This window comes from Photobacterium kasasachensis (assembly GCF_050336885.1).
GTDB lineage: Bacteria > Pseudomonadota > Gammaproteobacteria > Enterobacterales > Vibrionaceae > Photobacterium > Photobacterium kasasachensis.
Map to the genome: position 1 here is coordinate 315037 of NZ_JAKJSH010000008.1, position 19656 is coordinate 334692.

At 47.8% G+C, this 19656-nt stretch carries 18 protein-coding genes and 1 tRNA gene; 12 read left to right on the forward strand and 7 right to left on the reverse strand.

Annotated features, from left to right (window positions below; genetic code table 11):
- Window positions 1–77: 77 nt before the first annotated feature.
- Window positions 78–677 carry a Yip1 family protein gene (locus tag L4D19_RS13305; protein WP_428452866.1) on the reverse strand — a complete coding sequence of 200 codons (600 nt, stop codon included), beginning with the start codon at window positions 675–677 and terminating at the stop codon, window positions 78–80.
- Window positions 678–952: 275 nt separating this feature from the next.
- Window positions 953–1828 (reverse strand): LysR family transcriptional regulator, encoded by an 876-nt coding sequence (locus tag L4D19_RS13310; protein WP_160648780.1) that lies wholly within the window; start codon window positions 1826–1828, stop codon window positions 953–955.
- A gap of 349 nt (window positions 1829–2177) precedes the next feature.
- Here L4D19_RS13310 and L4D19_RS13315 point away from each other — a divergent pair, with 349 nt between their 5' ends.
- Window positions 2178–3224 carry a response regulator gene (locus L4D19_RS13315; protein WP_428452884.1) on the forward strand — a complete coding sequence of 349 codons (1047 nt, stop codon included), beginning with the start codon at window positions 2178–2180 and terminating at the stop codon, window positions 3222–3224.
- Window positions 3225–3352: 128 nt separating this feature from the next.
- Here L4D19_RS13315 and L4D19_RS13320 read toward each other — a convergent pair whose 3' ends face one another.
- Window positions 3353–4744, reverse strand: a complete 1392-nt coding sequence (locus L4D19_RS13320) for a peptide MFS transporter (RefSeq protein ID WP_428452867.1) — start codon at window positions 4742–4744, stop codon at window positions 3353–3355.
- 412 nt (window positions 4745–5156) lie between these two features.
- Between L4D19_RS13320 and rfaH the strand changes: the two genes are divergently transcribed.
- Together rfaH and galU are read left to right on the forward strand one after the other, a co-directional pair.
- Window positions 5157–5654: a transcription/translation regulatory transformer protein RfaH gene (rfaH, locus tag L4D19_RS13325; RefSeq protein WP_160648655.1), complete on the forward strand. Its 498-nt coding sequence runs from the start codon at window positions 5157–5159 to the stop codon at window positions 5652–5654.
- An 87-nt stretch (window positions 5655–5741) separates the two neighbouring features.
- Window positions 5742–6650: a UTP--glucose-1-phosphate uridylyltransferase GalU gene (galU, locus tag L4D19_RS13330; protein WP_428452868.1), complete on the forward strand. Its 909-nt coding sequence runs from the start codon at window positions 5742–5744 to the stop codon at window positions 6648–6650.
- A 107-nt stretch (window positions 6651–6757) separates the two neighbouring features.
- Here galU and folD read toward each other — a convergent pair whose 3' ends face one another.
- Complete coding sequence (folD, locus tag L4D19_RS13335) at window positions 6758–7615, reverse strand: bifunctional methylenetetrahydrofolate dehydrogenase/methenyltetrahydrofolate cyclohydrolase FolD (RefSeq protein WP_428452869.1); 858 nt, start codon at window positions 7613–7615, stop codon at window positions 6758–6760.
- A 350-nt stretch (window positions 7616–7965) separates the two neighbouring features.
- On the opposite strand from folD, the gene L4D19_RS13340 reads away from it, so the two are divergent.
- Window positions 7966–8042: transfer RNA gene (locus L4D19_RS13340), tRNA-Arg, on the forward strand.
- Window positions 8043–8131: 89 nt separating this feature from the next.
- Here the strand turns inward: L4D19_RS13340 and L4D19_RS13345 are convergent.
- Complete coding sequence (locus tag L4D19_RS13345) at window positions 8132–8296, reverse strand: hypothetical protein (protein WP_428452870.1); 165 nt, start codon at window positions 8294–8296, stop codon at window positions 8132–8134.
- 502 nt (window positions 8297–8798) lie between these two features.
- Between L4D19_RS13345 and tig the strand changes: the two genes are divergently transcribed.
- The 7 genes from tig to L4D19_RS13380 all read left to right on the forward strand — a co-directional run bounded on the left by tig (window position 8799) and on the right by L4D19_RS13380 (window position 17797).
- Window positions 8799–10106, forward strand: coding sequence for a trigger factor (gene tig, locus L4D19_RS13350; protein ID WP_428452871.1), 1308 nt, complete (start codon window positions 8799–8801; stop codon window positions 10104–10106).
- Between the two features lie 107 nt (window positions 10107–10213).
- Window positions 10214–10837, forward strand: a complete 624-nt coding sequence (gene clpP / locus L4D19_RS13355) for an ATP-dependent Clp endopeptidase proteolytic subunit ClpP (protein ID WP_428452872.1) — start codon at window positions 10214–10216, stop codon at window positions 10835–10837.
- A gap of 114 nt (window positions 10838–10951) precedes the next feature.
- A complete protein-coding gene (clpX, locus tag L4D19_RS13360; RefSeq protein ID WP_075764150.1) occupies window positions 10952–12232 on the forward strand; it encodes an ATP-dependent protease ATP-binding subunit ClpX in 1281 nt (426 codons plus the stop codon).
- Between the two features lie 137 nt (window positions 12233–12369).
- Window positions 12370–14742: an endopeptidase La gene (gene lon, locus L4D19_RS13365; RefSeq protein WP_075764152.1), complete on the forward strand. Its 2373-nt coding sequence runs from the start codon at window positions 12370–12372 to the stop codon at window positions 14740–14742.
- Between the two features lie 224 nt (window positions 14743–14966).
- On the forward strand, window positions 14967–15239 hold the full coding sequence (gene hupB / locus L4D19_RS13370) for a nucleoid-associated protein HU-beta (RefSeq protein ID WP_075764154.1): 273 nt from the start codon (window positions 14967–14969) through the stop codon (window positions 15237–15239).
- A 219-nt stretch (window positions 15240–15458) separates the two neighbouring features.
- Window positions 15459–17348 carry a peptidylprolyl isomerase gene (ppiD, locus tag L4D19_RS13375; RefSeq protein ID WP_428452873.1) on the forward strand — a complete coding sequence of 630 codons (1890 nt, stop codon included), beginning with the start codon at window positions 15459–15461 and terminating at the stop codon, window positions 17346–17348.
- Between the two features lie 185 nt (window positions 17349–17533).
- The gene (locus L4D19_RS13380) at window positions 17534–17797 is read left to right on the forward strand and encodes a ComEA family DNA-binding protein (protein ID WP_428452885.1); all 264 of its coding nucleotides are present in this window, start codon (window positions 17534–17536) and stop codon (window positions 17795–17797) included.
- Between the two features lie 110 nt (window positions 17798–17907).
- Here the strand turns inward: L4D19_RS13380 and L4D19_RS13385 are convergent, their stop codons facing one another.
- Window positions 17908–18246, reverse strand: a complete 339-nt coding sequence (locus L4D19_RS13385) for a TehB family protein (RefSeq protein ID WP_428452874.1) — start codon at window positions 18244–18246, stop codon at window positions 17908–17910.
- 136 nt (window positions 18247–18382) lie between these two features.
- Window positions 18383–18955, reverse strand: a complete 573-nt coding sequence (gene rrtA, locus L4D19_RS13390) for a rhombosortase (protein ID WP_428452875.1) — start codon at window positions 18953–18955, stop codon at window positions 18383–18385.
- Between the two features lie 10 nt (window positions 18956–18965).
- Here rrtA and L4D19_RS13395 point away from each other — a divergent pair, with 10 nt between their 5' ends.
- On the forward strand, window positions 18966–19598 hold the full coding sequence (locus L4D19_RS13395) for a tRNA-uridine aminocarboxypropyltransferase (RefSeq protein WP_428452876.1): 633 nt from the start codon (window positions 18966–18968) through the stop codon (window positions 19596–19598).
- Window positions 19599–19656 lie beyond the last annotated feature (58 nt).

A 19656-nucleotide genomic window follows, 5' to 3' on the forward strand; every position in this document is an offset into this window, starting at 1 on the left:
CTATATTAGCCCCTCCCTCTTTTCAAGGGGGAGGTTGGGAGGGGGTTAATTTCACCCCCTCACTCGCCTCTTTCCATTTAATGGCTAAACTGAGGTCCCAGTCCGAGATTCCAGAGAATAACCGAGCCGGCAATAATCGATACCAGTAGAACCAGACCGCAGGTCACAATGGAGCTGGAATAGATAAACCCGCGCTCTTCAGGAATATGCATCAAGATTGGAACGCCGGTATATAGCAGATACACCGAGTAGGCGATACCGACTAGGCCTGCAATCATCAGGAACCACACCTGCGGGTAAATGGCTGCAATACTGACCATGAACAGCGGCGTTGCCGTATAGGCGGCAAGTTCAAGTGCCTGGGTATAGGTTGGCGTCGAACCGAATGTATGGCTCATCCAATAAGTAAGGTAGGCGAGAGCAAAGACACCGGCAATGAGCGCAAAATACATGGCAACAGACATGCCTAGTGCACTGGATTGGGTGAGGAAGATTGGTTCACCGACACCAATTCGCCAGCCGATGAAGACACTGGAGATAAAGGCAAAAATCGGTGGCAGCAAGGCGATCAACAAGATATGAGAAAGGCTGCTTTGGAACCCTTCATGTTCCTTGTCAATAGTACGCCACTCTTGTTTAGGGTGTGTATACAGCCCAAATAAATGTCCCAGAATCATAACGTTTCCCCGTTATCTTGTGCGGTATTTCGCACGATAAGATTAATGGTTCAAAGAACACTTTCCCCAAAACTCGATTGTGCTCTTAGTCCTTACTGAACAGGACAATTAGGAGTCCTTTATATCAAGTGTTATTGGCTCCTACGCCTTGGAAAGGGCAGCCAATTGCTCTGTTCAGTCTATTAACGTTTAGTCGGGGTTATCAGGCTTGGCAAGAAATTGGTACTCACCAGCCGGACATTCCGGCTGGAGGTGGAAGGACTTTCTGGTAGGGGTTATAGCTTGAAGTATTCGCTGGCGAATTCAATAAACAGACGCTGTTTTTCTGGCTGGTAATCGCGGTGGTTATAGAGAAGGTATACTTCTCGTGGGTTGGCCGACCAGTTTTCAAGAATACGGACCAACTCACCCGTGGCGATATATTTTTCCAGCATCACATCCGGCATCAGTGTGATCCCCAGGCCGCTTGCACACGCCTTACGCACAACATTAAGCTGATTGGCCTCAAAACGCCCCCGTTCATTTACAGTGACTGTCTCGCCGTTACTGTCGGTCAGGCGCCAGCGAAGCAATGGCTTGCCTTTGAGCAGGGAGTGATGGTGGAGATCCTGGGCATGCTTGGGCTCGGCGTTATTTCTCAGATAGTCCGGGCTGGCGACCAGGATGTCTTTGACCGAATTGATGCGCCGGGCAATCAGTGTTGAATCGCGCTGTGGACCGACACGGAAAATAACATCCCAATCTGTCGGATCAAGCTGCTCCGGCTCGCTGCTCATATGCAGTTCAATACTGATTGCCGGATGATCCTGCATAAACGCATTTAGCATTGGTTGCAGCATCACTTTGGTCAGGTTTGACGGAGCGGCAATTTTCAGCTTGCCAGCTGCTCCCTTGCACTCTTCGCTAATGTGCTCGGTAGTATCGACCAACTGTTGCAGCAGAGGGCTACAATCATCATAGAATTTTTGTCCGGCCTCTGTCAGTGAAAGTTTTCGCGCGTGACGGTTTAACAGGCGAATGCTTAGGCACTCTTCCAGGGCTTGGATCCGTCGTGTTAATGTGGCAACTGGAACCTGAGTTTTACGGGAGGCGGCAGTATAGCTGCCGTGTTCAACAACCATACGAAACAAATTTAGATCGTCAAGCTTCATAGTCATACAATCACTGAAAACTAATAATCGGAGAATGGTATAACAAATTGTGCTATGAGGTGTCACTATCGTAACAAGTTTTGCTGTAAATCAATATCAACATGGTTCTACCTGCTAAAAATGGCGACCTTTATGCCTTGAAAAGGTTAATTTTTGAAGTAGGTTGCATAATCCAATAATTTACGGGCTGAAAGCTGCGATAGTTATGACGGAATATTAATTCCGGCCTATGCTTTTGATAGATTGGTTAGCAATTCGAGTTTTCATGCACACGCATTCTGATAAATCCGTATGTCGTCCTGAGCATACTCAGGGAAAAGATAATCATCATTCATGGAGGGCACAGCCTTTGCTTGAGGATAAAGACGTTCTCGTGGTTGAAGATGATCCTGTTTTTCGCAGAATGATCACTGGTTTCCTTGAAAGCCAGGGCTGTAAAGTGCGTGAAGCTGAAGACGGGCTGGCAGGGTTACAAGCGTTAAGAGACAGCATTCCCGACGTGCTGCTTTGTGACTTGGCAATGCCGGTATTGACCGGGATGGAGTTTGTCGAAGAAATTTCCGTACAGTACCCGATGGTGCCGATTATTGTCATTTCTGGCACTGGTGATATGGCTGATGTTGCCACGGCGCTTCGCCACGGAGTAAAGGATTTTCTGATTAAGCCGCTGGATAACATCATGGTGCTGAAGTCAGCCATGCTGTCAGTTCTGAAGTCTCAAGATTCCGTGACGGAAAATCGAGATTTTTCTAGTCAGTGGTTTGGGATAGGCGATGATAGCTGTGTCGATGAGGAGCTGGAATGGCATATTGAAGAACTCAAGGCCAACCCGCGAGCTGCACGGGAGTTGCTACTGGGTCTGATGCCGGAGACAGAGTCCAAGCAGGGAGACTGGCAGTTGAGTTATTGTGTTCTGCAGTCGACCGATGTCCAGCCTGTACTACTGGATTATACTTGGCTTATGGATGGGCGTTTGGCCTTCTACCTTGTTGACTCGTCAACAGATAACGACAATGGCACCGCGACCACCTTGCTTATTCGGGCTTTCTTTAATGATTTTCTTCGTACCCGGATGGCCGATGAACATGATATCCGTAGCTTGATTCAATTGATTGAAAAAGGGATGAAGCATTCAGGTTATGCCGCGCCGATCAAAGCCCTGTTTGGCATTTTTGATGCCTGCGACAAGAGCTTGTCTGTCACATCAACAGGCTTGGCTGCAATGTTGCAAACCAGTGAAGGTAATAAAGAGCTGGTTGCTCAGCCTTGGCTTGGTAAGAATGCCTATCAAAATGACACTATCCATTTGCCGCTTTCTGAGTCTGGAGGTCGACTATCTCTCAGTGAAATTGGTTCGGCCAGTTTCAGTCTTACTTTAAAGCGGTGTGGGTTTTAAATGCGGGTCCTGGTTCCTGGTGGCTTTTGAATACTGTAGGACCCAAAGACAAAAAAGCGAGAGCCAATGGCTCTCGCTTTTGCGTTTTACGCTTTTACTTAGGAACTAGGATCTAGTCCCTTATATTTTTATGCTTCAACAGGTTTCGCGTCTGTAGCTTCTGCTTCGACAACTTTACCTTCTGCACCGTGCATCCAGCGGATAAGCTGATTTGAGCAAAGTAGTAGCAGTACACCGGCAATTGTTGCTGCAATTGCAATACCACTGAAGATAGCCATTGGACCTGCTTCACCTACTTGTGAACCGATGATACCGGCTACATAGTTAGCAATTGCGTTGAAGCCGAACCATGCACCCATCATCAAAGATGCAAGGCGTAGCGGGGCAAGTTTGGTTACCATTGACAGGCCGATTGGTGATAGGCAAAGCTCACCCAGTGTGTGGAAGAAGTATGCACCTACTAGCCACATCATTGATGTCTTAACAGTAAGATCGCCACCTTGCTGCATAACCGCACCGATCATGCATAGGAAACCCACCGCGAGGAAGAAAAGGCCCATCGCAAATTTAATTGGTGAGCTTGGCTCTTTAGGGCCCATTTTCACCCAGATAGAAGCGATGATCGGAGCAAGCGTGATTACAAAGAACGGGTTCAGAGACTGGAACCATGCTGCTGGTACTTCAAAGCTACCAATCATACGGTCAGTATACTGCTGAGAGAAGATGTTCATCAGACCACCGGCTTGTTCGAAGCCAGCCCAGAAAATAACCACGAACAGACCCATGATCATGATAACTTTCATGCGATCGCGTTCTTGCTTGGTTAGCGGCTCTTGTTTACCGGATTTGTTCATCGCGGCAGCACGCTTGGCAGCAGGTTCTTTACCGATATTACCCAGCAGGCGCTCAGCAAATACCATCTGAGTAATCAGGCTGATAACCATACCGATACCGGCAGTCAGGAAGCCTGCCTTCCAGCCGTACGCAGCTGAAGCAGCACCTGCAATAATACCTGCGAGTAGTGAGCCAAGGTTGATACCCATGTAGAAGATAGTGAAAGCGCCATCACGACGGTTATCACCTTCTTCGTACAGGTCACCTACCATGGTTGAAATGTTCGGCTTGAACATACCGTTACCAATGATCAGCAGGCCCAGACCCAGGTAGAAAGCAGTCACTGAGTGCGGGTCGACCATGCTATTTGGTAGTGCCAGGGTGAATTGGCCGAGAGCCATCAGGATACCACCAATAATGATGGAGCGGCGCTGGCCTAGGAAGTTATCGGCAATCCATCCACCAATTAGAGGAGTGATGTAGACGAGACCGGTGTAGATGCCGTAGAGGTTGAGTGCGTCTTGAGTCGACCAGCCAAGGCCACCGTTGATGGTTTTATCTGTCAGATAAAGTACCAAAATCGCGCGCATGGCATAGTAAGAAAATCGTTCCCATAGTTCTGTACCAAACAGTAGAAACAAACCTTTAGGGTGGCCAAGCAATGTACCACTTCTCAGATTGCTCATAATTATTCTCTGTGTTGAATTGTATGTGTGATTGCAAATTCGGCTCTTTTTATAAAGCACAAACTTTTAAACTGCAAATTTTCACATTTGCAGAACAAATGAAAAACAATGTAAACCTTTGATTTGTCAGTGGTTGCATATGATTTGGTCAAAAATGAAATCTCAGATTTACACAGCTTGTTTGGTGTTTTATTTGGCCTTTTCTCTTTGGGTTGGTGGGTTGTTTTAATTTTTACTTTATTGTTGGTGCTTAATGTTGCATTTTTGTGTTTTTAATGGTTGTTACAATTATCACGGGCTTGAGGAGAGGATTTGATGTGAAATCAACCGCTTTGGAATAAGTTGTTCTTTGTTTATCAGTACTTATAATTTAGGGAGTGTTTCAGTTGGCGTGAATTAGGCTAAGAGAATTATGAAAGATTGGTACCTCCTATATTGTAAGCGTAGCGAGCAGGAGCGCGCAGTGATCAATCTTGATCGTCAAGGTGTTGAGTGTTACTACCCTCAGGTGACAGTGCAAAAAATTGTCAGGGGCAAGCGAACGGAATGTTCCGAACCTCTGTTTCCGGGTTATATGTTTGTTTATTTCGACCCGGAAGAGATCAGCTATACCACCATCCGCTCAACACGCGGAGTGGCTAGCTTTATTCGCCAGGGTGCTAAGCCCCAGACCGTTCAGCCGGACTTGATCTACGGTTTGATGATGAACGAAGACAGTGAAGAGCATCAGGTGAAACTGTCAAGTTTACCTCAGCCAGGTGAAAGCCTGAAGTTGACCCAGGGGCAGTTCAAGGGTATTGAAGCCATTTACCAGGAGCCTGATGGCGAGAAACGTTCGTTTATGCTGATTAACCTGCTGGGTAAGCCGGTGAAAGTTAGTGTTCAAAATGAAGATATTGTGAAGAAATAACTGGCAGTGTTTACTGCCAGAGACAGTGTCGATAGTTTAACCACAGTTTGTTATAGTTTGCCCGATTATTGATTAATGGAATTAAGAATGTCTAATACCTCCCCTGTTCGTAAAGCGGTGATCCCTGTCGCCGGTCTCGGTACGCGTATGTTGCCTGCGACCAAGGCGATCCCGAAAGAAATGCTGCCAATCGTCGACAAGCCGCTGATCCAATATGTAGTGAATGAGTGTGTGGCGGCTGGTATCAAAGAGATTGTGCTGGTTACTCACTCATCAAAAAACTCGATTGAGAACCATTTTGATACTTCTTTTGAGCTGGAAGCAACGCTTGAAAAGCGTGTTAAGCGTCAGTTGCTTGATGAAGTACAGAGCATTTGTCCTAAAGATGTCACGATTATGCATGTCCGTCAGGGACAGGCAAAAGGTCTGGGCCATGCTGTCCTTTGTGCCCATCCGCTGGTGGGAGACGAGCCGTTTGCCGTTGTTTTGCCTGATGTTATTTTGGATGATGCGGCCAGCGATCTGCGCAAGGAAAATATGGCAGCGATGGTATCGGCATTTAATGAGACCGAGGTGAGCCAGGTCATGGTTGAGCCGGTGCCAATGTCAGAGGTGTCGAGCTATGGTGTGGCTGATATCAATGGTTCTGAGCTGAACCCGGGTGAATCTGCGCCAATGACCAAAGTTGTTGAAAAGCCGGATCAGGAAGAAGCACCGTCAAACCTGGCAATCGTCGGCCGCTATGTATTGCCGGCAGAAATTTGGGGCCTGCTTGAAAGAACGCCTGTTGGTGCCGGTGATGAAATTCAGTTGACTGATGCCATTGATATGCTGATGGAAACCAAGCAAGTCAATGCTTTTCATATGTCGGGAAAGAGCCATGATTGCGGAAGCAAGCTAGGCTACATGCAGGCGTTTGTTGAGTATGGTCTTCGTCATGAAGCTCTTGGTGAAGATTTTAAAGCTTATCTGAAAGACGTAGCCAAAACGCTCTAAGTAGCGATTTTCAGGACAAACAGGTTCTAGACTCAAAAAGCGAGAGGTTTACATCTCTCGCTTTTCTTTATATTTAACTAACGTATCTCGAAACTTTTCCTAGACCCTTAGTCCGAATGATACTGCTCACAGGCGAGCAGGGTATTTTCAATCAATGTGGCTACTGTCATTGGGCCGACACCTCCTGGGACCGGAGTAATGTGGCGGGCTTTCTCACGGGCGATATCGTATTCAACATCACCGACTAGTTTGCCGCTGTCTAGTCGGTTGATACCGACATCTATGATGGTTGCGCCTTCTTTGATCCACTCGCCCGGAATAAAGTTAGGTTTGCCGACGGCGATAATCAGGATATCGGCCTGGCGAACATGCTGCTCCAAGTTTTTGGTAAAGCGGTGGCAGGTTGTTGTTGTGGCGCCTGCAAGCAGCAGCTCAAGGGTCATCGGACGGCCGACAATGTTGGATGCACCGACAATAACGGCGTGCTTACCACGAACGGCGATGTTGTATCGTTCAAGCAATGTCATTACGCCTTTGGGGGTGCAGGAGCGGAGCTTAGGAATACGCTGACACAGACGGCCGACATTGTACGGGTGGAAGCCATCAACATCTTTATCCGGATCGATTTGCTCAATGACCTTGGTGGTATCTATACCAGCAGGCAAAGGTAACTGAACTAGGATGCCGTCGATTTCTTTATCATTATTGAGTTCATCGATCAGAGCCAGCAGCTCAGTCTCGGATGTTGCAGCCGGCAGGTCAAATGATTTAGAAATAAAGCCGACTTCATCACAGGCTTTACGCTTACTGCCGACATAAATTTGCGATGCCGGATCCTGTCCAACAAGCACAACGGCTAAACCAGGGGCACGCAAACCCGCATCCACTCGTGCTTTAACACGGGCAGCAACTTCTTGTCGAACGGTCTGGGAGATGAGTTTTCCATCAATAATTTGAGCGGCCATGATTATCCTTTGGGCTGTAGTTAACGGAGCTTTCACATTGTCGCAAAGAATGTGACTAAGATCCACAGCGCAAACGTTTGCCTTATTCCTTTTTACGCAATAAACATGCCTTTATTTCACAAACACATGGTTGAAGCAAAATCGACGGACTTAGGCGTGTAATTGAATAGGCTTTTTGCTAGAGGCGTGTTGAGAGCTGCAATAAAGGTAGTTAATTACTGAAATTAATACAAATTGTTGTTACTTTGAGCACTTGGTCGGAAGGGAGGCGAAATTCGGAGAAAAAGCGTTGACGTGACAGTCAGGGGACGTATAATCCCGTCCCGTAACTTATCGTTACATATCATGATGCGCCCTTAGCTCAGTTGGATAGAGCACGTGCCTTCTAAGCATGTGGTCGCAGGTTCGAATCCTGCAGGGCGCGCCATTTCCTTTCTTGATTTATCTCCTCGCGTTCCGATTTAGTAAGTTCACTCTTTGTCTGAGAATCTTTTACTGCGCATTACTGATGTATCACTATCGGATGACTCGCCCGGAATTGTTACCGGTTTTTCCTGTGCCGCCTTGGTGGTGTGCAGGTTGTCCGCCAATCTCCTGAATCAATAGTGCTTGTAGTGCAGCTATTTCTCTTGGGTTTGATGGGTGCCAGGAAGCAATGACCTTCGCTTTATTCCTTTTCATATCGATATCCTTTTCTGTTAGTGCTAACTCACATGATATCTCTGATGGTTTGCACCTATTGTGCTCGTTGTTGCTTATTTAGAATCTTTTTGATCATTTCATTTGAAGGGGCCACTTAGTAGTGCTCCAGCCTGAACATAAAATCGGCATTCATGAGGCATTTGGCGCTGATATTCCAATTCTTTGTCAAAAAAACAGAAAAGGTAGGGAGATTTTTACAGTTTCTCCTTGAAAATGGATTTTTTGCCCCTATCTTGTGTGAAAGGTTTGATTGCGGTTGGGCTGACTCGTCTCGACGACAGCGCTTCAGCTCGCTATAATACCGCGTTTTAATTTCTGGCTTCGTGGCTTTAAGGCCAAATAGATACAGAAATTATCAGAATTAAGGCGTTATGGTTTTTGCCTTGTCGTAAGCCATAACACGAAAGGATGCCACCGTCAGCATATGACTGATCGGCAACATCACTCAGAGAATGCTGAGTAAGTTTTGAGGTTAAATAAAATGCAAGTTACCGTTGAAACCACTGAAGGCCTAGAACGCCATCTAACTATCACAGTTCCTGCTGCTAACATTGAAGATGCAGTAACAGCTGAACTGAAGAAAATTGCTAAGAATCGTCGTTTCGATGGTTTCCGTCCAGGTAAAGCTCCGTTGAAAATGGTTGCTCGTATGTTTGGCGCTTCAGTTCGTCAAGACATCCTTGGTGAAGTGATGCAGCGTCACTACATCGAAGCAATTGTTAAAGAAAAAATCAACCCAGCAGGCGCGCCTACTTTCACTCCAGTTGAAATCGCTGAAGGTAAAGATCTAGTATTCAAAGCGTCTTTCGAAGTATTCCCAGAGATCGAACTAGCGGGTCTAGACAAGATCACTGTTGAAAAGCCAGCAGTAGAAGTTAAAGACGAAGACGTTGAGACTATGCTGGATACGCTACGCAAGCAGCAGGCAACTTGGTCTGAAGTTGAAGAAGCAGCAGTTGCAGACAGCCGCGTAACAATCGACTTCACCGGTTCTGTAGAAGGCGAAGAATTCGAAGGCGGTAAAGCAGAAGGCTTCGCTCTTGCAATGGGCCAGGGCCGTATGATCCCAGGTTTCGAAGACGGTATCGTTGGTAAGAAAGCGGGCGACGAGTTCACTGTAGAAGTGACTTTCCCTGAAGAATACCACGCTGAGAACCTAAAAGGTAAAGCGGCGTCTTTCGTAATCAAACTACACAAAGTTGAAGCGCAGGAACTACCTGAGCTAACTGAAGAGTTTGTTTCTAAGTTCGGTGTTGAAGACGGTTCTGTAGACGGTCTGAAAGCCGAAGTTCGTAAGAACATGGAGCGCGAGCTTAAGCAAGCGGTTAAAGGTCGTATCAAAGACCAGGTTCTTAACGGCCTAATCGAGCAGAACGACATCAACGTTCCTGCAGCGCTTATCGACCAGGAAATCAACGTTCTACGCCAGCAGGCAACTCAGCGCTTCGGCGGTGATGCTGCAAATGCACCTGAACTACCACGTGAACTCTTCGAAGAGCAGGCTAAGCGTCGTGTAGTAGTTGGTCTGCTTCTAGGCGAAGTGATCAAGTCAGAAGAGCTGAAAGCGGATGACGAGCGCGTTAAAGCGCTTATCTCTGAAATGGCTTCTGCATACGAAGATCCAACAGAAGTTGTTTCTTACTACGAGCAGAACGAGCAGATGATGAACAACATGCGCAACGTTGCTCTGGAAGAGCAGGCGATTGACGCACTTCTAGCTAAAGCACAGGTTTCTGACAAAGAAGTTAGCTTCAACGAGCTAATGAACCAGCAGCAGCCTGCAGCTTAATTTGCTGAAATTACTGTAGAGATTTGACTTTGTTTCAAATCTTCTGCTAACAATGGTCCGTGTGAGAGTAATTTCATTCGGGCCATTTATTTTAGGGAAATAACGTTATGAGCTACCAAGACAACAACGCCATGTCGCCAATTATGAACGCGCTGGTACCTATGGTGGTCGAGCAGACTTCTCGTGGTGAGCGTTCTTACGATATCTATTCCCGACTGCTAAAAGAGCGTGTGATTTTTCTGACCGGTCAGGTAGAAGATCACATGGCCAACCTAGTGGTTGCGCAGCTTTTATTCCTTGAGTCTGAAAATCCAGACAAAGATATTTTTCTATACATCAACTCACCGGGTGGCTCGGTAACTGCCGGCATGTCAATTTATGACACCATGCAGCACATCAAGCCAAACGTGAGTACGTTCTGTATGGGTCAGGCTTGCTCAATGGGCGCCTTCCTGCTGGCTGGCGGTGCGCCGGGCAAACGCTTCTGTCTGCCTAACTCGCGTGTGATGATTCACCAGCCGCTAGGCGGTTTCCAGGGCCAGGCTTCTGATATTCAGATCCATGCTCAAGAAATTTTAACTATCAAGAAACGACTAAATACTATGCTTGCCGAACATACTGGCCAGCCGCTCGATGTAGTGGAGCGCGATACAGATCGTGATAACTTCATGTCAGCAGAGCAAGCAGTTGAGTACGGCTTGGTAGATGCAGTTTTGAGTAACCGTGACTAACTCTGTTTTTGGCTCCGTGGCACAGGTTTGCTGAGACGCGGAGCAAAATGAGTAGAGTTGTTATACACTCAAAACAAGGCAATGATGGGTTGAGACCCAAAAAGAGGTTAGCGAATGACAGATAAGCGAAAAGAGAGTGGTAGTGGAAAACTGCTGTACTGCTCTTTCTGCGGCAAAAGTCAACATGAAGTTCGCAAGCTGATTGCTGGCCCTTCTGTTTATATTTGCGATGAGTGCGTTGATCTATGCAACGATATTATTCGCGAAGAAATTAAAGAAGTGATGCCGAAGCGAGACGGCAGCGAACTTCCAACGCCACAGGAAATTCGTGCGAACCTGGATGATTACGTTATTGGTCAGAACCATGCGAAAAAGGTACTGGCGGTAGCGGTGTACAACCATTACAAACGTCTTCGAAATGGCGACACCACCAGCGACGGTGTAGAGCTGGGTAAGAGTAACATTCTGCTGATCGGCCCGACCGGTAGTGGTAAGACTCTACTGGCTGAAACACTGGCTCGTATGTTGGATGTACCGTTTACTATGGCTGATGCAACCACGCTAACAGAAGCGGGTTATGTCGGTGAAGATGTAGAAAATATCATCCAGAAATTGCTACAGAAGTGTGATTACGACGTAGCAAAAGCAGAACGTGGTATTGTATACATTGATGAAATCGACAAGATTTCACGTAAGTCAGACAACCCGTCGATTACCCGTGATGTATCGGGTGAAGGTGTTCAGCAGGCCTTGCTGAAACTGATCGAAGGTACTGTTGCCTCTGTTCCGCCACAAGGCGGCCGCAAGCACCCACAGCAGGAGTTCTTGCAGGTTGATACCTCTAAGATCCTATTTATCTGTGGTGGTGCATTTGCCGGTCTGGATAAAGTGGTTGATCAGCGTGTAGCAACCGGTACAGGTATTGGCTTCGGTGCCGATGTGCGTTCTAAAGATGAGTCGCGCACACTGAGCGATCTGTTTGAACAGGTTGAGCCGGAAGATTTGGTTAAGTACGGTCTGATTCCAGAGTTCATTGGTCGTCTGCCTGTCACGGCGATCCTGAACGAACTGGACGAAGATGCACTGGTGCAGATCCTGCGTGAGCCGAAGAACGCATTGACCAAGCAGTATGCCGCATTGCTTGAGCTGGAAAATGTTGAGCTTGAGTTCCGTGATGATGCGCTGGTAGCGATTGCCCGCAAGGCAATGGAGCGCAAAACCGGTGCTCGTGGTCTACGCTCTATCGTGGAAGCTGTTCTGCTAGATACCATGTATGAACTTCCTTCTGCAGAAGGCGTGAGCAAAGTAGTCATCGATGAATCAGTTATCAAGGGCGAGTCCGACCCGTTGCTGATTTATGAAAACACAGAAAATCAAGCAGCTGGCGCTGAGTGATTGTGTAATTACTGCTCATAATGTTGAAAAAAAGGAGGCTTTTGCCTCCTTTTTTATTTTCTGTTACTTATCCCGTTGAATCTTTCTGCTTTACCCCCATATACTCAGTAAAGAGATTGAACGGAAGAGAGAAGAATATGAACCTGGAGCGTTCGGAACGCCTTGAGATCCCCGTTCTGCCACTACGAGATGTGGTGGTCTACCCTCATATGGTTATTCCATTGTTTGTAGGCCGGGATAAATCTATTCGTTGTCTTGAGTCGGCAATGGATGACAATAAACAAATTTTGTTGGTAGCCCAGAAAGAAGCGGCTACCGACGAGCCTTCGATCGACGACCTGTATGATGTCGGTACGGTTGCCACTATTCTTCAGTTGCTGAAGTTGCCTGATGGTACGGTGAAAGTGCTGGTTGAAGGCCAGCAGCGTGCCAAGGTTGAAAATCTACGTGATGATGAGTTTTTCACTGCCGATGCTGAATTTCTTGTAACCCAGGAGATGGACGAGCGTGAGCAGGAAGTGCTGGTCCGTACGGCGATCAACCAGTTCGAAGGCTTTATCAAGCTGAACAAGAAGATCCCGCCGGAAGTGCTTACGTCGCTGAACGGTATCGATGAAGCGGCACGCCTTGCGGATACCATTGCTGCTCATATGCCGCTGAAGTTGGCTGATAAGCAGAAGGTGCTCGAAATCGTTGATATCACGGAACGCCTCGAGTTCCTGATGGCAATGATGGAATCTGAAATTGACCTGCTGCAGGTTGAGAAGCGCATTCGTGGCCGCGTCAAGAAGCAGATGGAAAAGAGCCAGCGCGAGTATTACCTTAACGAACAAATGAAGGCTATCCAGAAAGAGCTGGGTGAGCTGGATGATGCACCGGATGAATTCGAATCTTTGAAGAAGAAGATTGAAGAATCGAAAATGCCGGCTGAGGCGCGCGAAAAAACCGAGCAGGAACTGCAGAAGCTGAAGATGATGTCGCCGATGTCAGCGGAAGCGACGGTTGTACGCGGCTATATCGACTGGATGCTGAGCGTGCCATGGCATAAGCGTTCTAAGGTGAAGAAAAACCTGGCCAAGGCAGAAGAAGTCTTGAATGCCGACCATTATGGTTTGGAACGTGTTAAAGAGCGTATTCTTGAGTACCTGGCGGTTCAGAGCCGTATCAACAAGCTGAAGGGACCTATCCTATGTCTTGTTGGTCCTCCAGGTGTCGGTAAAACCTCGCTGGGGCAGTCTATTGCCGCCGCAACAGGCCGTAAGTACGTGCGTATGGCACTGGGTGGTGTGCGTGACGAGGCGGAGATCCGTGGTCACCGTCGTACCTATATCGGCTCTATGCCGGGCAAGCTGATCCAGAAAATGGCTAAAGTGGAAGTGAAAAACCCGCTGTTCCTGCTGGATGAGATCGACAAGATGTCATCGGATATGCGCGGCGATCCTTCGTCAGCTCTGCTGGAGGTACTTGATCCTGAACAGAACAATGCGTTCAACGACCACTACCTGGAAGTTGATTACGATCTGTCTGACGTGATGTTCGTGGCGACCTCGAACTCAATGAACATTCCGGGGCCGCTGCTTGACCGTATGGAAGTGATCCGTCTGTCGGGTTATACCGAAGACGAGAAGCTTAATATAGCCAAGCGCCACCTGCTGGAGAAGCAGATCAAGCGCAACGGCCTGAAGCCGGGCGAGGTTGAGGTGGATGATTCAGCCCTGATCGGCATTATTCGCTATTACACCCGTGAAGCGGGCGTGCGTAGCCTGGAGCGTGAAATCTCCAAACTATGCCGTAAGGCGGTCAAAGAGATCCTGCTAAACACTGACACCAAGACGGTGACGATCACTCAGGAAAACCTGAAAGCTTACCTGGGCGTCCAGCGCTTCGATTACGGTAAAGCTGAAGAGAACAACCGTATTGGCCAGGTAACCGGTTTGGCCTGGACGGAAGTCGGTGGTGATCTGCTGACGATTGAAACCGAGTCGATGCCGGGCAAAGGTAAGTTTACCTACACCGGCTCGCTGGGTGATGTGATGCAGGAGTCGATTCAGGCGGCAATGACCGTCGTGCGTACCCGTGCCGAACGTCTTGGCGTGGCTGCAGACTTCTACGAGAAGCGTGATATTCATGTTCACGTACCGGAAGGCGCAACACCGAAAGACGGTCCGAGTGCGGGTATCGCGATGTGTACGGCACTGGTATCTAGTCTGACGGGTAATCCGGTTCGCGGTGATGTTGCCATGACGGGTGAAATCACGCTGCGTGGTGAAGTATTGCCGATCGGTGGCCTGAAAGAAAAACTGCTGGCTGCACACCGTGGGGGTATCAAGACGGTACTTATCCCTAAAGAGAATGAGCGTGATTTGGAAGAGATCCCAGATAACGTGATTGCTGATTTGGTCGTGCGTCCGGTGCGTTGGATTGATGAGGTGCTGACCGTTGCACTGCAGAATAATCCGACAGGCATTGAGCTGGTTAACGCTCAAAACAGTGACATGCAGCAAAGTTAAGTAAAGAAAAGACGCTTTCAGGTGCAAAAAGCCTTGTCAGCGTTTTTTTGTATCGCTATAAGTTAGGTCTAATTCGCTGTAAGCTCAATAATATCAATACTTACCCGTATCTCAGGTGTTCTGTGCTGGTATAATTAGGCCTGATACATTTTTTTTGTCCGTTGCAAGTTTTAAGCTTGTTGACAAGGTGGCTTGCGGACAAGGTTCATAGAGGGGATGAAATCGTGAACAAAACTCAGTTAGTTGATAAAATTGCTGAAAATGCAGATATTTCTAAAGCGTCAGCTGGTCGTGCTCTGGATGCATTCATTGACGCTGTTTCAGACACCCTGAAAACAGGTGATCAGGTTGCACTAGTTGGTTTCGGTACTTTCTCTGTACGTGAGCGTGCAGCACGTACCGGTCGCAACCCACAGACAGGTGAAGAAATCCAGATTGCTGCTGCGAAAGTACCTGGCTTTAAAGCGGGTAAAGCGCTTAAGGATTCTGTAAACTAATAGTGGGCATCGGCCCGCTGTTTGTATTGAACAAACATCAATGCGGGTTGTCAGAGTTACTGACAACTTGGCATGAAATGAGGGCGCATCGAGTTGATGCGCTTTTTTTACTTTGTATCAGGGTGAAATTTTCAGTATCTAGTGCCTATTGGCTAGATACCCGAAGGCATTCTTCACAACCACAGTGCCAGATCGAATGAGTAGGAGATACGGCAGATTATGATGGAGCGTATGCGCGAAGGCGCTAGCAGCATTTGGGTCAAGATCATTCTTGGCTTAATTATTTTATCTTTTGTTTTTGCTGGTGTGGGTAGTTACCTTGCCGGTGGCAGTGAGCAAGCCGCTGCAAAGATTGATGATCGAGAAATCAGTCAGCGTGAGTTCGAGCAGGCCTACCAGAATGAGCGTAACCGTATGCAGTCGCAGCTTGGTGAGTACTTCACAACGCTGATGGGCGATCCGGCTTACGTACAGCAGTTCCGTCGTAGCGTGCTTGATCGCATGGTCAATGATGTACTGGTTGAGCAACGTGCCAAAGAGCTTGGTTTGCGTATCAGTGATGAGCAGATCCGTAGCTCGATTGTCTCAATGCCTGAGTTCCAGCGTGACGGTAAGTTTGACAACGAGGTTTACAATACCTTGCTTCGTCGTTCAGGCTTCACACCGGAAATGTTTGCCGAGTCAATGCGTACAGATATGCTGCGTCAGCAGCTACTGACGGCAATTCAGGGTAGTGATTTTGCCTTGGGCAATGAGCTGGCGGCATTGACCAAGCTTGAGAAACAGCAGCGTGTTATCCGTAGCCTGACTCTGGACGTGGCTGAGTTTCAGAAGAACGCGGATGTTTCTGAAGAAGCAATTCAGGCTTTCTATGATCAGAACCCACAGATGTTCACCCGACCTGATCAGGTTAAAGTGGCTTACATCGAGCTGTCAGGCGAGGGCCTGAAAACCACACTGGATATCTCTGAAGGTGATGCAAAAGCTTTTTACGAAGAGAACCAGGCTAAATTTGGCACTGCCGAGCAGCGCCTGGCTAGCCATATCCTTATCCAGGGTGACAGTAGCGAAGCAAAAGCGAAGGCTGATGCCCTGCTGGCTGAGCTAAACGGCGGGGCGGACTTTGCCCTGTTGGCTGAGTCGTCTTCTGACGATACGTTCAGTGCCAAAGAAGGCGGTAAGCTGGATTGGTTTGAGCGCGGTGTGATGGATCCGGCTTTTGAAGATGCGGCATTTGCACTGAACAAAGGTGAAACATCTGCAGTTGTTAAGACCTCGTTTGGCTACCACATCATCAAGCTAGACGATATCAAGGCTTCTAAGGTTAAGCCATTTGCCGATGTGCACGATGACATTGTTGCCGAGCTTCGTGAGCAGCGTGCGGCTGAAGAGTTCTATGACCTTCAGACTCAACTGGCTGAGACAGCGTTCGAAATGCCAGACTCATTGGACGATGCTGCAGCGGCTGTGGATGCAGAGGTACAGACAACTGACTTCTTCGCCCAGAACGATGCGCCAGGCGTATTGGCTAACCCTGCAGTAATGCAGGCGGTATTTAGTCCGGAAGTGCGTGAAGATGGCCTGAACTCTGATGTGATCGAGATCGGTCCTGAGCATGTCGTTGTCGTACGTGTCGAAGACTCTCGTGATGAGATGGTGCTTCCTTTTGAGGAAGTCTCTGACTCTGTTAAGCAGCAGTTGGCTGCTCAGCAAGGCGAGCAGGCTGCACAGGCAAAAGCTGACGAGATCATTGCAGCGCTTCGTGACGGCAAGACAGACATCCTGGAAACAGAGTCTCTGAGCTTCTCTGATGCGCAAACCATCAGTCGTTCTGGTGCTGACCGCATGGTTGCCCAGGTTGCCTATGGTCTAGCCAAGCCTGTCGATAGCAAAGCGGTTTATGGTATGACGCGTGACATGTCCGGTAATGTGCTGATTATCGCTTTGGATGAAGTGATTGAGGCGGATGTTGAGCAGGTTGCATCAGACAGCCAGTTGGCCACTCAGGTTGAGCAGATGAATGCCCAGCAGGATGTAATGGCAACTCTGAAAGTACTGCGAAACACTGCTGAGGTTAGTTATCCAACTCTGGATGCACCAGCAAACTAATTGTAATTTAGCAATTCGTTAACGGGCCGCCATTGTGCGGCCCGTCGTTTTTCTGTCATATCATTATTCATTTCTATTTACCTCCCTTCCTCTCGTTTTAAGCTAATTACCGCAGAACCGTGAAATATTCCTATTTGGTTTGTAATTAGTGGAGGTTAATTTTGAATGTATTCTTTCATGCGGTAATACTGATTGCTGCGCTATGCTTTGTTTCTGTGGGGCATGCTAGTGGTGATTCACATGAGGGTATTGAGATCACTGTGAATATCAATACAGCCAATGCTGAAGAGCTGGATAAGCTATTACTTGGTATTGGGCCGGACAAAGCAGCAAATATTATAGAATACCGTAATACTCATGGGACGTTTACCACAACTGACGAGCTAGAAAATGTGAAGGGGATAGGCGCTGCGACTGTCGCCAAGAACCGGGAGCGAATTAAGCTTTAACCTTTTTTCAAAGTACAGCGGCTGAAGAAGAGAGGTATGTGGTTCTTCTTCGCCTTCCTTGGCGAAGCTGTTTGAGTGAGGGTTTGTTTCCATTTCCTGGCAATTGCTGGTTATTTCTTGGTATTGAATAGGGACTGATTGTTTTTTTCTTTCTCTGACCAGAAGTTAATGTTGAACTGTGCGTCATCGGAGAGTTCTATCCGATGCCAGTACTGTGGTGGGCTGGTTGCAAACTGACCAGCATTGATGACGACTGTCATTTCGGGCTCGGTGGCCTCACTATCCGCGAAACCGTGATAGGTAACGCTGCCTTCCATAACGCAAAGCTGTCCGAACACGCCCTCTGCCGTATTATGGTGCGATAGCAATGCCGCAGGTACTGTTTGCTTGGTAAAGAATGGTGTTGAACGTTGTATTGTCCAATTAGCTGGAATTCGTAGATGGCTCATAATGACCTCTTATCGTGCAAGTGAGAACTAAATTGGCTTGTCTTTTAAGTTGTATTCATAATGCAACTTAAAGTCGGCAATGTCAATAATGATTATCATTTGCAATGATGTGTGTGCAAAATGCATGCGGCAGTCATTAGCTGAATAGCTGGTTTATATTTGATCTTTTCTTCAATACGGTCGGGATTAGTGCGCAGGCTACACCGGCAATGGCACCGAGAAGGTGTGCTTCGATAGCAACGCGTGCCCCGATAAGTGCTTCTGAACTGGCAGAACCACCGAAGTATTGTTCAGATGCGATTTTACCAACGAGCCCCAGCATAAGCAGCCAGCCGCCTTTCTGCTTGGTCTGGATATCTTTTACGGCCCCCCAGGCAAATAGCCCGTGAAGTACCCCTGATAGCCCGGCATACCACTGAATGTCGGTCGCTATGATCCCAGTTCCCACGACAGCCGAGAGTGCCAGTATTAGCAAGCTATATGGGCGGGCAGAGTAATGTAACCGATAAATGAATGTGATGATTGCCAGCGCCAGGGTATTCATTATCATATGCGGCCAATTGGTATGGGTCAGGTTTCCTGTTAGGATCCGCCAGACTTCGCCATCGAGTATTGCACTGCGATCCCAGGCCAACCAGTATTGGGCGGCGGGCCACTGTGCGATGAAGAGAGCTGTGATGGCAATAATCAGAAAAGTACGAATAGACAAGGTCACCTCGATGAGCCGATATTGTGGGCAGTGCGGCAAGGCCCAAAAAGCCTGTATTTGCAGCTGGATCCAAACTGTTGATGCTAAAACCGAACTCTGGATATTACAACATCCTTCGGAGGTAAAACGTGCAATTGGTACCGCACGTATACTGACGCTCTCTTTACCCAATGCCCGGTTGTGGGTCGGAGAGGATTTTTCTGATCATGATGAGCTGAATACCTTGTTAAGCGATCCTTTGCGAGATGTCTACATTGTATACCCTGGAGAGTATTCGGAGCCTGTTTCTTCGCTGGCGCGGCAGCCGCAGCGTGAAGGCGTAAAACGAGCATTGATTTTGCTTGATGGTACCTGGAAAAAGGCCTACAAGATGTGGCAACTGTCCAGCAACCTGCAGGTGCTGCCAACGGTTAATCTGGATAATGTCGAAAAAGGCAATTACCGCATCCGTAAGTCACCGAAAGAGCAGGGGGTCTCGACCGTCGAAGCCGGTTATCTGGCCTTGGCCGCGCTGGAAGGAGAAGCGAAGTTCTCACCCTTGATAGATGCTTTCAACCGAATGATCGAATTTCAAATCCAGCAAATGCCCGAAGGGGTGTTTGAGCGGAATTATAAACGTGAAACTCAAGATTCTAATTCCTAATTTATGGTTAGGCTGTCGTGGTCTAGTTCCCTCCTCTTTTCAAGGGGAGGGTTAGGGT

Bases quoted from the DNA above. Each gene is read 5' to 3' on its own strand.
- L4D19_RS13385 (WP_428452874.1), bottom strand. From the start codon at position 18,246: ATGAGCCATCTACGAATTCCAGCTAATTGGACAATACAACGTTCAACA.
- rfaH (WP_160648655.1), top strand. From the start codon at position 5,157: ATGAAAGATTGGTACCTCCTATATTGTAAGCGTAGCGAGCAGGAGCGC.
- galU (WP_428452868.1), top strand. From the start codon at position 5,742: ATGTCTAATACCTCCCCTGTTCGTAAAGCGGTGATCCCTGTCGCCGGT.
- clpX (WP_075764150.1), top strand. From the start codon at position 10,952: ATGACAGATAAGCGAAAAGAGAGTGGTAGTGGAAAACTGCTGTACTGC.
- L4D19_RS13305 (WP_428452866.1), bottom strand. From the start codon at position 677: ATGATTCTGGGACATTTATTTGGGCTGTATACACACCCTAAACAAGAG.
- folD (WP_428452869.1), bottom strand. From the start codon at position 7,615: ATGGCCGCTCAAATTATTGATGGAAAACTCATCTCCCAGACCGTTCGA.
- ppiD (WP_428452873.1), top strand. From the start codon at position 15,459: ATGATGGAGCGTATGCGCGAAGGCGCTAGCAGCATTTGGGTCAAGATC.
- L4D19_RS13310 (WP_160648780.1), bottom strand. From the start codon at position 1,828: ATGAAGCTTGACGATCTAAATTTGTTTCGTATGGTTGTTGAACACGGC.
- L4D19_RS13345 (WP_428452870.1), bottom strand. From the start codon at position 8,296: ATGAAAAGGAATAAAGCGAAGGTCATTGCTTCCTGGCACCCATCAAAC.
- tig (WP_428452871.1), top strand. From the start codon at position 8,799: ATGCAAGTTACCGTTGAAACCACTGAAGGCCTAGAACGCCATCTAACT.
- L4D19_RS13320 (WP_428452867.1), bottom strand. From the start codon at position 4,744: ATGAGCAATCTGAGAAGTGGTACATTGCTTGGCCACCCTAAAGGTTTG.
- lon (WP_075764152.1), top strand. From the start codon at position 12,370: ATGAACCTGGAGCGTTCGGAACGCCTTGAGATCCCCGTTCTGCCACTA.
- clpP (WP_428452872.1), top strand. From the start codon at position 10,214: ATGAGCTACCAAGACAACAACGCCATGTCGCCAATTATGAACGCGCTG.
- L4D19_RS13395 (WP_428452876.1), top strand. From the start codon at position 18,966: ATGAGCCGATATTGTGGGCAGTGCGGCAAGGCCCAAAAAGCCTGTATT.